The sequence below is a fragment of the Paraburkholderia sediminicola genome (assembly GCF_046030555.1).
GTDB lineage: Bacteria > Pseudomonadota > Gammaproteobacteria > Burkholderiales > Burkholderiaceae > Paraburkholderia > Paraburkholderia sediminicola_E.
In genome coordinates this window covers 20,190-33,098 of sequence record NZ_JAQQCH010000040.1, presented here as the reverse complement: position 1 = coordinate 33,098, position 12,909 = coordinate 20,190, and the positions used below count along the sequence as shown (strand labels likewise).

The 12,909-nt window shown below is 61.0% G+C and carries 10 protein-coding genes and 1 pseudogene; 6 read left to right on the top strand and 5 right to left on the bottom strand.

Annotation, left to right across the window (positions count from 1 at the left end; genetic code table 11):
* Nucleotides 1-310 precede the first annotated feature (310 nt).
* Both PQQ52_RS32890 and PQQ52_RS32885 read left to right on the top strand, forming a co-directional pair.
* The gene (locus PQQ52_RS32890; RefSeq protein WP_408220917.1) at nt 311-934 is read left to right on the top strand and encodes a glutathione S-transferase family protein; all 624 of its coding nucleotides are present in this window, start codon (nt 311-313) and stop codon (nt 932-934) included.
* Between the two features lie 252 nt (nt 935-1,186).
* A complete protein-coding gene (locus PQQ52_RS32885) occupies nt 1,187-1,465 on the top strand; it encodes a hypothetical protein (RefSeq protein ID WP_408220915.1) in 279 nt (92 codons plus the stop codon).
* Between the two features lie 75 nt (nt 1,466-1,540).
* Here the strand turns inward: PQQ52_RS32885 and PQQ52_RS32880 are convergent, their stop codons facing one another.
* The 3 genes from PQQ52_RS32880 to fabV form a co-directional block, all read right to left on the bottom strand.
* On the bottom strand, nt 1,541-1,921 hold the full coding sequence (locus tag PQQ52_RS32880) for a hypothetical protein (RefSeq protein WP_408220913.1): 381 nt from the start codon (nt 1,919-1,921) through the stop codon (nt 1,541-1,543).
* Between the two features lie 173 nt (nt 1,922-2,094).
* Entirely contained in the window at nt 2,095-2,658 is a 564-nt protein-coding gene (locus PQQ52_RS32875) for a hypothetical protein (protein ID WP_408220912.1), read from the bottom strand.
* A 116-nt stretch (nt 2,659-2,774) separates the two neighbouring features.
* Nucleotides 2,775-3,971: an enoyl-ACP reductase FabV gene (gene fabV / locus PQQ52_RS32870; RefSeq protein WP_408220910.1), complete on the bottom strand. Its 1,197-nt coding sequence runs from the start codon at nt 3,969-3,971 to the stop codon at nt 2,775-2,777.
* Between the two features lie 1,161 nt (nt 3,972-5,132).
* Between fabV and PQQ52_RS32865 the strand changes: the two genes are divergently transcribed.
* Complete coding sequence (locus tag PQQ52_RS32865; RefSeq protein WP_408220908.1) at nt 5,133-7,646, top strand: penicillin-binding protein 1A; 2,514 nt, start codon at nt 5,133-5,135, stop codon at nt 7,644-7,646.
* A 146-nt stretch (nt 7,647-7,792) separates the two neighbouring features.
* On the opposite strand, the gene PQQ52_RS32860 is transcribed toward PQQ52_RS32865, so the two are convergent.
* Together PQQ52_RS32860 and PQQ52_RS32855 are read right to left on the bottom strand one after the other, a co-directional pair.
* Entirely contained in the window at nt 7,793-9,148 is a 1,356-nt protein-coding gene (locus PQQ52_RS32860; RefSeq protein WP_408220906.1) for an MFS transporter, read from the bottom strand.
* Nucleotides 9,149-9,289: 141 nt separating this feature from the next.
* The gene (locus PQQ52_RS32855) at nt 9,290-10,408 is read right to left on the bottom strand and encodes a porin (protein ID WP_408220904.1); all 1,119 of its coding nucleotides are present in this window, start codon (nt 10,406-10,408) and stop codon (nt 9,290-9,292) included.
* A gap of 400 nt (nt 10,409-10,808) precedes the next feature.
* On the opposite strand from PQQ52_RS32855, the gene PQQ52_RS32850 reads away from it, so the two are divergent.
* From PQQ52_RS32850 to PQQ52_RS32840, 3 genes and pseudogenes are all read left to right on the top strand, one after another.
* Complete coding sequence (locus PQQ52_RS32850; RefSeq protein WP_408220945.1) at nt 10,809-11,180, top strand: hypothetical protein; 372 nt, start codon at nt 10,809-10,811, stop codon at nt 11,178-11,180.
* A 274-nt stretch (nt 11,181-11,454) separates the two neighbouring features.
* Nucleotides 11,455-12,211 (top strand): annotated as a pseudogene (locus PQQ52_RS32845) (hypothetical protein); the annotation flags it as partial.
* 69 nt (nt 12,212-12,280) lie between these two features.
* Nucleotides 12,281-12,883 (top strand): DUF3592 domain-containing protein, encoded by a 603-nt coding sequence (locus tag PQQ52_RS32840; RefSeq protein ID WP_408220902.1) that lies wholly within the window; start codon nt 12,281-12,283, stop codon nt 12,881-12,883.
* Nucleotides 12,884-12,909: the final 26 nt, after the last annotated feature.

The following is a 12,909-nucleotide window of genomic DNA, read 5'->3' as shown; positions in this document are numbered from 1 at the left end:
TTTGATCAAATCATCGCACGGAATTTTACTTTTGGGAAATTTGATCAAATCTAGGTAGGGTGAGGACCGCCTTCAGGGTGCCTTGCCGACCTTTTCCTGCTCGATACCCCGTTGCGCCAGCAGCCGGGTCAAGAGCACCAGTTCGGCCGGCCGGCAGGGAGGCGATGCACGGCGCGTTTATAGCGCTGGCCCAGCTGGGCAGGCGCGAAGTGTATCTGTCTGCTTTGGCGAGTCATGGATACGCTACGATTCGAGCCGGATTCCGGTGAATGAAGTTATCCATAACGACCGAACGAGCGGCCACGATCCCATGCTTCAGATATTAGGCAAAGCGTCATCCATCAACGTTCGCAAAGTATTGTGGGCATGCGCCGAGCTCGGCCTGCCGTTTGAACGGGAGGACTGGGGGGCCGGATTCAGGGCGACCGACGTGCCCGAATTCGTCGCTTTGAACCCCAACGCCATGGTTCCGGTGATCAGGGACGGCGAGTTTGTGCTGTGGGAGTCCAACTCGATCATCCGATATCTGGCGGGCCGCTATGACGGTGAGTCTCTCTATCCGCTCGACCCTCGCGAACGTGCGAAGTGCGATCAATGGATCGACTGGCAGGCGAGCGAACTCAACCGGGCATGGAGCTACGCGTTTCTGGCGCTGGTCCGGCATTCACCGGCTCATCAGGACCGTCAACAGATCGACCTGTCGTGCGCGAACTGGGCAAGGCATATTGCAATCGTCGACAGGCAACTGGAGACGACCGGGGCCTTCGTCGCCGGGTCATCGTTTTCACTTGCGGATATTCCGATCGCGCTTTCGATTAACCGCTGGCTCGAAACGCCATTGCAGCACGCCGGTTTTCCAGCGCTGACGGCTTACATGGCACGCCTTGCGATGCGTCCGGGTTACCTCGAGTACTGCCGCAACGGTACGCCTTAAACCGCGCGTTCGTGACGCTATCCGGCCGCGCCGGCTACTCCGGCATCACGCCGTTTTTTCGCCCGCGAAGGCTTACAAAAATACCCGCGAAATGCTTACGGAATCCTGAGCACTGAACGCTTCTGCGCACCGCGACCCGACTCGCCTACAATGGCCGCTTTTGCGACACAGATTGAAGGTTCAAAGATGCGGGTATCGAATTTTGCAGTGGCTTTGCTTACGGCCTGTTTCACTCTCAATGCAAGCGCCGAAATGACGGCCTCGCAATACAAGCTCTGGGCGCATACCGACAACAACTCGGTCTACGCGGCTTACATCACCGGCACGATCAATGCGCTGGGATGGGCGAACGGGGATCTGGTGTCGAAGAAGCGGCCGCCGCTGTTCTGCCCGCCGCAAAACCTTGCAATCGGCAACCAGAACGTCTATCCGCTACTCGATCAGTTTTTCACCAACCATCCGGGCCTTTCCGACGATTTCCCAATCGGACTCGCCATTCTGCGCACGCTTGAGGCGGCATTTCCCTGCTGATACGAAAGCACCAGAGCGGCGCTTAGCCGACGCTGTCTTGTGACCGGCGTCAGCAGTCCGGCGGTTCAAAACGGTTCAATGCTGCTCGACGAACTCGACCACCTCGCCGTTATCGCGCTTCAGAAAGAGCGCGTCGCCTTTCGTGCGAATTTCGTTGCAGGAACTGCCGATCTTGTGGCCTTTGCTGCACACCTTGCCGTCTTCCGCTTTCCATTCGCCTTTGTCAGTGAAGCCTTTGTTGGTGCTGAAGTCGTATGCGCCATCCGGGCTGTATTGGACGTGCCAAAGGCTGCCATCGGCGAGTTTGATGTTGAAGGTCTTGCCGGCTAAGCGCTGCTGAATGTCGGAGGCCGATGCCGCTGCGGCATCGTCGGGAAACGCCGTTGAACCGGTGGCCTGTGCGATCGCCGCAAAAGCGGGCAGCATCGTGATGGCAAGTATGAGCAGGGATTTCATCGAGTGTCTCCGCGTTGTTAGCAACGACTGGCTTTCGGACGACGAGGCTACGGTCCGTCGGCCGACGCTACACCGATTGCATCGATCAATGTGTGGCTTAACGCACAGACTGATAGCGGTCCAGCTGAAACGCGCCGGTTCGCAACACGGATAAACACGCCTGATGCGTTCGGCTATGACGCCAGCCGAAACGCGTCCACCGCCCACGCTTCGTTCGCGAGAATGTGGGATTGCCAGCGCGCAAGCCATTCCGCCAGCGGCGTGAGACTTATTCCCGGCGCCACCGAACCGCCGAAGGATTCGGAAACGAACGGCGCGTCATCCTCCGGGCGGCGGACGACCTGAACGATGTGTGTGATGCCGCGTGGCCGGGGATGGTTGATGGCCCATGCGGGCTCCCCCATCTTCAAGCCGATGGTAGCGCGGCGCGGGAGGGTGTGGGCCGTGATCCCGGCCCCCTGAAGAATAAATCCTGTGCGGTGTTCGATCTCGTGAACGATCCGATCGGACCACGTGTGCAGCGCTTCTATGTCGTCAACGGCAAATATCGTGCGGGAAGCCGTTTCGTTTTCGGCGTGCAGCGCATGGGTCAGAAGCAGGGCGGTCCACCCGGAGCAATCGATAACCGGCGGGTTTGCTGAAAGTCCTTCGGACTTTACGCCGCGCCGGTATCCCACTCGACCTGTATAACGCTGTACCAGCCGCCACATCGCCGCTTCGCCCGCCTCGAACGTCATCGCGCGCTAGCCTTCGTGTATGTCGTGTATGTCGTGTGTGTTCAGCCCGCGATGGGCTGCCGATGATCCGCAAACAGACAACGTGCAGGGGCCGCGAAGGCCCCTGCCAGCAAGCATCAGATCTGCACGAGCCCGGGAATCTGCACATCCGGATTGACGTCGGCTTCATAATCCACGCCGGCGATCTCGAATCCGAAGAGTCGCAGGAAGTCGGTCTTGTAGCCGCTGAAGTCGGTGAGTTCGTAGAGATTGTCGTTGGTCACCTGAGTCCAGAGTGCCTGGACTCGGGCTTGCACTTCCGGATCGAGTTCCTTGTAGTCGGCGCGCAGACGGCCTTCTTCATCGACATGCGGCGTCGCGCCGTACATGCTGTCTTTGTAGAGCCCGTAGACCTGCTCGATACAGCCTTCGTGCGTGCCTTTTTCCTTCATGACCTTGAAGAGCAGCGACAGGTACAGGGGCATCATCGGGATCGCGGAGCTTGCTTGCGTCACGACCGCCTTGAGCACCGAGACGCGTGCATCGCCGCCCTTGGCCGCGAGTTTTTCGCGGATGCCGAGCACCTTCTGATCGAGATCTTTTTTGGCTGCGCCGATCGAGCCGTTCCAGTAGATGTCGTGCGTGATTTTTTCGCCGAGATAGGTGAACGCGGTCGTCTTCGCGCCGTCGGCGAGCACGCCGGCGTCGAGAAGGGCGTCGATCCACATTTGCCAGTCTTCGCCGCCCATCACCGCGACGGTGTTATCGATTTCGGCTTGCGTGGCGGGTTCGAGGACGGTTTCCTTGATGACTTCCTTGTCGGTGTCGATGCCACGCAGGTTGACGGCCTTGCCGACCGGCTTCAGGGTCGAGGTGAAGACTTCGCCGGTCTTCGGATGTGTGCGTTTGGGCGAGGCGAGACTGTAGACGACCAGGTCGACCTGACCGAGATCGCGCTTGATGACCTCGATGGTGCGTTGTTTGACTTCTTCGGAGAAGGCGTCGCCGTTGATGCTGGTTGCGTACAGGCCCTTGTCCGCGGCGAATTTCTCGAAGGCGGCGGTGTTGTACCAGCCTGCCGTGCCGGCTTTGGTTTCGCTGCCGGCGCGCTCGAAAAACACGCCGAGTGTGGCGGCGTCCGAGCCGAACGCGGCGCTGATGCGTGCGGCGAGGCCGTAGCCGGTGGATGCGCCGATCACGAGCACCTTCTTCGGGCCGTTGGCGATGGGGCCGCGTGCCTTGACGTATTCGATTTGTTCCTTGACGTTGGCTTCGCAGCCGGTCGGATGGGTCGATACACAGATGAAGCCACGCACGCGCGGTTTGATGATCATGAAGCACCTCTTGTCGGAATTGCCGACATTATAGTGGGGTTGGGTTTTGGCCTGTTCGGCGGTTGTTTTTTGTTTGCCGGTGGCGGTGGGGTTTGTTTTGCCTGTTCGGCGGTTGATTGTCTGTTCGCCTGCGGCGTTGGCCTTTCTGTTCGCCTGCGGCGTTGGCCTTTCTGTTCGCCTGCGGCTTTGGCCTTTCCTTGAATTGTTATTGGTTTATTAGCGTTCGCCCCTGTGCGGGGCAGGCACTTACTTTCTTTGCCGCCGCAAAGAAAGATAAGCAAAGAAAGCGGCTCACACCGTCAATTCTTAAGCGGGTCCCCCGCACAGTTGCGGTAGTGGCACATCTGGAATCCGTGCCCTCGCACATTCAGCGTTAGTGACACAGAACTCATCAGCTCCCACTCCGCACTTCGTGCGTCGCGGATGGGTATGCACGGGACACGGGAAACCTGCGCTTCGTTTAGGCGCGGTGGGAGGCCACCGGCTTCGCCTCGGCGAGGCGCCCAAGCGTTCAAAAACGAACCCCACACACGAATCAAAGTGCAAAACTACACGCCGAAAACCATGATTGCCATTCCAGAGGAAAAAGCAGAAGCAGAAGCAGGTAATCTGAGAGTCTGCAGTCGCAGTCGCAATGGCGGAGGCACGGGCAAAAGCAGAGGCGGAAGCGATGGCGATGGCGAGCCACGATAGTGAGCGAAATGCGAGTACGAGAACGCGGAGGTCGGTTCTATGAAGTAAGCTTCGGCGCGCGCAGCGCCGCCGGAAGTATGACGGCCTTGCCACGAAGGCGGAGTGTGCGAGGGCACGGATTCCAGATGCGCCACTATCCCCTCCAAGCTAGGGGACCCGCTTAAGAATTAGCGGTGTGAGCTGCTTTCTTTTGCCTACTTTTCTTTGCAGCAGGCAAAGAAAAGTAGGTGCCTGCCCCGCACAGGGGCGACGCTAATAGACCAATAAGAATTCAAGGAAAGGCCAACGCCACAGGCGAACAGACAAACAGACAAACAGATCAAGAAAAGTCCGCTGCCACAGGCAAACAAACAGGCAAAAAAGAAAGCGCCGCGCACGCCACCCAAACCCCATACAAATCAAAACCCGCCGCCCAGGCGCCCCCATCTTGATACGATGCTGCCTTCGTCAAGCAGAACGGTAACCCGAGTGAAGCGTCTGATCCCCACATTCCTGCAGACCCTTGAAAAAGGGCTAATCCTCGCAAACCAGCCCGTCACCCGGGCACTATGGCACCTCCGCCATCCCACGCTGCGTGGCGCGGCAAAGGCCTGCGCGGCGATCCCCGTACTGCTCGTCCTGTATGTCCTGATCCTGATTCCTTTCACGCCCAGCATCGGCGATATCCGCAAGGCGAAAATCGAGCAACCCGCGCAGATTCTGTCGGCGGACGGCAAACAGCTGGCCGAATTCAAGCCCTCGAACCGCGAGTGGGTCAAACTCCAGGACATCTCGCCGAACGTGGTGAACGCGCTGATCGCCACGGAAGACCATCGCTTCTACCAGCATTTCGGGCTCGACTGGCGCCGTACGGCATCGGCCGCGCTGCACACGTTTTCCGGCGACCGCCAGGGCGGTTCGACCATCACCCAGCAACTCGCCCGCAATCTTTATCCGGACGAGATCGGCCGCGCCCCCACGCTGACCCGCAAGATCAAGGAGGCGATCACGGCCTTCAAGATCGAGGCGCTCTACACCAAGGACGAGATCCTCGAGACCTACCTCAACACGGTGCCGTTCCTCTACAACGCCTACGGCATCGAGATGGCGGCGCGAACCTATTTCGACAAATCGGCCGGCGACCTGAACGTGCTGGAAAGCGCGACGCTCACCGGCATGCTCAAAGGCAATAGCTACTACAACCCGGTGCTCAACCCTGAACGCGCGCTGCAGCGGCGCAATACGGTGCTGGCGCAAATGGTCAAGTACGGCAAGCTCACGCCCGCGGCCTACGCGACGCTCGTGCGCCGTCCGCTGCGCATCGATTTCGAGCGGCAGACCGAGCCGCCTGGACCCGCGCCGCACTTCGCGCAGCAACTGCGCAAGTGGCTCGCAGCATGGGCCGATCGCAACGACTACAACATCTATTCCGACGGATTGGTGGTGCGCACCACCATCGATTCACGCTTGCAGACTATGGCCACTCAGGCCGTGACCTTGCAGGGCAATCAGTTGCAGGGCATCGCCAACTCAGCGTGGGGTGCGCGCTCGGGTTGTTCAGGTGGCCGGGACCTGCTGCAGACTTTCCTGCGCGAAACGCCCGACTATCGCGCCGCGAAAGACGCGGGCCTGACGGACGACGACGCGATGAAGCGCGTCTTGTCCGACCGCGACCTGGTGCAGTCGGTTTGCGAATCCAAAACGCGGGTGCAGGCTGACTTTCTTGCGATGGATCCACGCAACGGCCAGATCAAAGCCTGGGTCGGCAGCCGCGACTTCAGCCAGGACCCGTTCGACCACGTCCAGCAGGCGCGGCGCCAGCCAGGGTCGACCTTCAAGCCGTTCGTCTATGCCGCGGCCTTCGAAGACGGCGCCAAGCCCAGCGACACGTTTATTGACAAACCCGTCGAGATTCCGCTGGCCGGCGGAGAAATCTGGCGTCCAGGCGACGAGGATGAGCCAAGCGAGCGCGCCATCAGCCTGCGCGACGGCCTCGCTTACTCCCGTAACCGGATCACTGCCCAGTTAATGGAGCAGGTCGGTCCGAACAAGGTCGCGCGACTGGCGCGCGCCATGGGCGTTCGGGACAGCGAACTCGACCCGGTGCCGTCGCTCGCGCTCGGCACGAGCCCGGTGACGCTGAAGGAAATGGTCTCGGCCTACGGCACGATCGCCAATCTCGGCGGCTATGTGGAACCGGTGATGGTCACGCGTATCGAAGACCGCAACGGCGAGGTGCTGGCCGACTTCGCGCCGGCGGCGCCCAGGCAGGAACTTCCGGCCGACGCTGCCCGCACGCTCGTCGATGTGATGCGCGACGTGGTGAGCCGGGGCACGGGTTCGAGCATTCGCAGCCGTTTCGGGGTTCGCGGCGACGTCGCGGGCAAGACGGGCACGACGCAGGGTAACGCCGACGGCTGGTTCATCCTGATGTCGCCGCAGCTCGTTGCAGGGGCATGGGTTGGCTTCAACGACAGCCGCGTGACCTTGCGCAGCGACTACTGGGGCCAGGGGGCGCACAGCGCGTTGCCGATCGTCGGCGACTTTTTCCAGCGCGCGCAAAGGTCGAAACTGGTCGACAGCCGCGTCAGGTTCGCGACCGACCAGGAGCCGGGCTGGTTTGCCGAACGGTCGGGCAGGTTGCGCGAATGGTTCCAGCATCTGTTCGCTGCAGCGCCCGCGAAGACTGAAGCGCCGGCTGTCACGCGCAATACGCCGCGTCACGCGCCGGCTGTTACTGCTGCTGCGCCTGCGTCGGCACCTGCATCGGCGTCCGCAGCGGATGTCGAACCCAAGTCGTTCCCGGCACAGCCGCCGCTCCTTCAAGCACCGGCGTCAGCGCCTGTATCGGCGAGCGGGGCGGTCGACGGTGAGGCGCATGGCAACGGCGAGCCGGCTCTGGCACCCACGCCCACGCCGGACGACGTGCTACCTCCGGATGCAGGCGGCGGCACGGCAAACTTACTCCCAAGCGCGCCGGCCAGCGCGAGTGCATCGCCCTGAGGCCGAAACCGGGATCCAGACGTGCTGCGCCGCGTGGCTAAGTCCGCGCGGCGTTTTCATTCGCGCGGCTCGACACGCTTCCTTCTGATCAGCGATTCCGTCCCTGACCAGTCAGGCCTGCGGTATCCGGCGCTGCGCAGACGGCGCTACGACCTCGCCACCTTCGTGCCGCCCGTCGCGCCCGGGTCCGGAGGAAGGCTGCACGCCGCCTCAAGCGCCGTGTCATGACGCAGCAGAAGCACGGCCGCCACGCCGACCAATCCGGCACCCGACAAACACAGCAGGCCGGCGCCGAAGCCGCCGGTGCTGTCCTTGATCCAGCCCATCGCGTAAGGCCCGAAGAATCCCGCCAGATTGCCGAGGGAATTGACGGCGGCGATGCCGCCCGCCGCCGCCGCGCCCGACAGGAACGCGGCCGGCAAGGTCCAGATCACCGGCAGGCAGCCGAAGATGCCGAACCCGGCAATCGACAGCGCGATCATCTTCTGCACCGGATCGTCGAGCCCGGCCGCCGCCGCGATACCGCCGGCCGCGACCAGCAATGCGATCGCCACGTGCCATTTGCGTTCGAGCTTGCGGTCCGAATGGCGCCCCCAATAAATCATGCTGATCACGCCGACGATGTAAGGCAGCGACGTCACGAAACCGGTCTGCAGATTGGTGAGGCCGAAGGACTTGACGATCTGCGGCAGAAAAAAACTCAGGCCATAGTTGGTTGCGTTCGCACCGAAGTAGATGAGCGCGACGGCCAGAACGCGCGGATTGAACAGCGCTTCCTTCACACTGAACGTACGCACGGCCTCGCGATGCTCGCGCTCCTGCGCCTGGCGGGCGACGAGCCAGTCACGTTCGTCGTCGGCAAGCCAGCTGGCATCCGCCGGTTTGTCGGTCAGATAGAACAGCACGGCGAACGCAAGCAGCAGCGCGGGCGCCGCCTCGATCAGATAGACCCACTGCCAGCCGGCCAGTCCCCCGTGTCCATCCATCGAGAGGAGGGCGCCGGAAATCGGGCCGCCGATCACCGTCGACAGCGGAATGGCCGCCATGAAATAGCCGACCACGCGGGCGCGATAGGCAGCGGGAAACCACAATGTGAGCAGGAAGATGATGCCGGGGAAGAAACCTGCTTCGGCCACGCCCAGCAGGATGCGCAAGCCGTAAAACACATGCGCGGGCGAGAAGCCGGTGATGCGGGCAATGTTGGGGATATACGCCATCGCACCCGCAAGGATCCCCCACGTGAACATGATCCGGGCGATCCAGCGCCGGGCGCCGAATTTCTCGAGCAGAAGATTGGACGGGACTTCGAAGAAGAAATACGCAATGAAGAAGATACCTGCGCCGAAGCCGAATGCGCTCGCGGACAGCCCGAGCGCCTTGTTCATTTGCAGTGCAGCAAAGCCGACGTTGACCCGGTCGAGATAAGCAATGAAATAGCAGACGATCAGGAACGGCACGAGCCGGACCGTCACGCGCGTTATGGTGCGTGCTTCAATATCCATCGATGTCTCCTCCGGTTCAGCGTCCGGTCCGTTCGCTTGATGTGCTTACAGACTAGTCGGTGAAGTGCGATTCCGGAAGTGTTTTGCCAAAGCTGTGCCGCGAGGCGGCGCTCCCGCACCACCCAGCGGCCGCGATTCGCCTTAGAACCGATGCGTCATACCCACGGTCGCAAGAATCTGCTTTGTTCCTGGGGCAGTTACGGTCACGCCCGGCCAGCTCACCGTGGCGGAACCGTTGTTCTTCATATAGCCCGCGCGCATGTAGAGACTGGTGCGTCTGGATAGCGAATGATCGACGCCGAGTTCAATGCCCGGCGTGTTGTCATGCGCGCCGCGCACGTTGCGCTGCACGCCGGCAATCGCGATCACGTCGGCCGGGGTTGCCTGAATCGTGGCGCCCAACTCCGCAATGCTGAGCGAATGGCCGGTGCCGAGGTGCGCGGCAAGCGATCCCGCCGCCGGGTCCTTAGAGCGGTTGTAAGAGTAGTTGAACTGGAAGTTCACAATGCCGATCCGGTAAGCGAGCGCGCCGATGAAGTGCTCGGTGCCCAGCAAACTCAACGAACCAGGCAGGCCGGTGATGGTTTCCTGTCCCGGATGCTGGTTCACATACGCAAGACCCGCATAGAAACCGTACCCCGTGTAAGTGGCCGCGACGTTCAGCATGTTGCCCGTCGTGGCCGGCACCGGCTGGGTCACCGTTGCGGCGAACGCATACATGCCGTAAAACTGCAGGCCCTTCAGATTGGGCGATTGATACATGATCGAATTGCTGGCGCGGCCGGAATCGTATTGCGTCGACAGCGTGTTCCGGTCGACGGCGAGCACGTTCGCTGAAAACGGCGACAACACTTCGTTCGCGCGAAACGGATCGGACGGGTAAATGACCCGGAAGCTCGGCTCGTACTGACGTCCCATGGTTACCGATCCGTATTTGTCATCGCTCAGACCGACCCATGCCTGACGATAGAAGAGCGCCGAGGTGTCGGCGAACAACCCGCCGTTGTTCACGTTAAAGCCCGTTTCGACGTTGAACTGCGCCTTCAGGCCGCCGCCTAAGTCCTCGCTGCCCTTCAGGCCGAACAGGGACCCCGTCGAGCCGCCGCTTTTTTCCGAGTACGAATGGACGCCGCCGTTGTCCAGATACTGGATGTTCGCATCGACGACGCCATACAAGGTCACGCTCGACTCGGCGGCCGCGGCGCCACCAGCGGCAAGAATCAGCGTGGCTCCGCAAACGCCATGATTGATAAAACGCATGCATGTCTCCTCTTTTTATATCCGCCTGTAGCGGACTTGATTGCACAGCCCTTGCTGCGGAGCGAGTGCGGTCTGGGCTCTACGCCCCCGGCCGTTCGCGGCAAAATGGAATGACCGTGCCAATTTCAAGCGAACTGGCGGGATAAAGCCAGTGCATTGTTTTTATGAGGAGAGTGCAGAAATTGCATGACAGAAAAGCGCGATGAAAACCCGGCTCAGGCCGACGGGATCACGCCGCGCGTCCTTCATACCGCGACCCGGCGAAGCGCCATCCGGACACGGGCCGGCGGCGATTGTTCAGGCGTATGCAACAGTGTTTTCGGATGACGAGGCTGATCTCGCGCGTCTGATTGCGCATAATTCCGGGATTGGTAAAACGGTTAAAAAATGTAGGCGAATCATGTTGAACAATGTTTCAGATCACATGCCCGACCAGGAGCGGGCATCCGTAGCGCAGGAGCGTCAAAGCCTGTTGTTCAGCCGGGGGCGCTCGCTGATCGCGGCGGTGGCCGCGTGTGCCAGCCTGGTGGGATGCGTATCGGCGAGTGACGTTGCCGCCACCGACAAGCCCGGCACCTACACCGTCGCGGCGAGCGCAACGGGCGGGCGGATGGCTTGGGCCCGCGCACACGAACACGCCGTCAGCGAGGCGCGCGACTATTGCGAACGGCGCGGCATGCAGAGCAGCGTCACGACTGAAACGGTGAGTGGCGTGCAGATGATGAGCGCGCATGCATCGTCAGTGAATTTCGAATGTCATCCGAAGTTCTAAGCGGACGGGGAAATTGACGAAGCCGTGTCGTCGATCAGGGTGAATCCATGCTCGGGGTTCCACTGACGGCGACGCATCGCGTAATCGCCGGCCGCCATCGCGGTGCAGATGAAGGTGCGGCCGCCGCCGCACCAGTCGATGGTCAGCGTTTGCGAACACCTTCAGCCCGGTGGCCACACCATCGACAAACACATCGCCTTGCGGCCGCCGGAGCAAAGCAAGTGGATCGTCGAGCGTGCGCAATGACTCTGGCAGCCAATGACGGCATTCGACAACCGGCGATTTGACGGGAGACGGTTCGCGCGACCCGGACATTCTCGCGCGGACCCGTAAACTGGACGCACTCCAGGCGGTCGCAATCAGCTGGCAGCATCAGATAGATGTGATTGGCGACCAGCAGTGGGCGCTCGGATCAAAGCAATCCCAGCTGGAATCGCAAATCGCCGATGAAGACGCCGTAACCGAGCGGCGGTTCAATGAAGCGACCCGGCATTATGAGTTGCAGGTGTTCAGCCTTCGGCTCGCGCTGACGTTGCCGATTCTGCTAGTGGCTGTCTGGTTGTTCATCCGCTATCGCAAGGCCCGTTACTGGCCATTCATATACGGCTTTGCGCTGTTCGCATTGAGCGCCTTTTTTATCGAACTGGTTCCGTATCTGCCGAATTTCGGAGGATACGTCAGGGTATTGGTCGGCATTGCGCTCACGGTGTTTGCCGGCCTTTATATGCTGAAAGCGTTCCAGCGCTACGTCGAACGAAAACGCCTCGAACTGCAGCAGGATCAGGGCGAACGCGCGCGCGATCGGATACGACAAGGCTGTTCGTTCATTCGAGAAAAAGCGTTGCCCATCATGCGATAAGCAATGGAGTCTGGGTGGTGACGACTCTACATTCTGTGTGCACTGCGGATTGAGACTGTTCAATCTCTGCGGGTGCGGCGGCCGGAATTTTTCCTTCTTTCCGCATTGTCACCAATGTGGCGTTGCGCAGACTACCGGGCTGCCGGCGGCAAGCGACGTCGATGCCGTATAGCCGACGCGTTGCTGAGCGCGAGGGTCGGTCGCATCAGCTGGCAGCAGGTCCATTGATGAGTGGTATCCAGTGAAAACCTTTTTCTCCTGCATTCGTTCGATCGTCCTCATTCTGTTCGGACTGATGGCTCTCGTTGCAGCCGTAAAAGGGCTTTGCGATGCCGCCATGCTTTGGCGGGCACGCAACTGGCCGGTGGTCGTGGCGCGTGTCGATCAATGTTCGATGTATAGGCACTATGGCAAACACGATTCGTGGTGGGAAGTTTCGGCCACCCTCAGTTACGGGAGCGGTTTCAACCGGCATTACCAGGAAACCTGGACGCCACCGGATTCGCCGAGATATAGCCGCGGGCCGGATCCTGTCGTTAGCGAGCGTGACGAGGAAGCGCTCACGAAAAGGTTCTGTGATCGGGCCGCTGCCGGAGGGCTACGGGTGTCGGCCGATCATCCATCGTTCGCGTGGCGAAGTGAAGCGGTCGAGACTGGAGAATGGAAGACAGATCTGGGGATGGGATTGGGAATTGGCCTCGCTGCGGTGTTTATGATCGCGGTCGGTGTGTCGCTATGGCCGGGAAGGGAGGCCGCGGTGAAGTCGGCCAAAGCAAAAAAGCAGCGCCAGGCGGCGAGGGCGGCGCGAGAGAATGCGCGAAAGAGCCGCCGGACCGACCCATAAATGACGGCATACGCTATGCCGACATC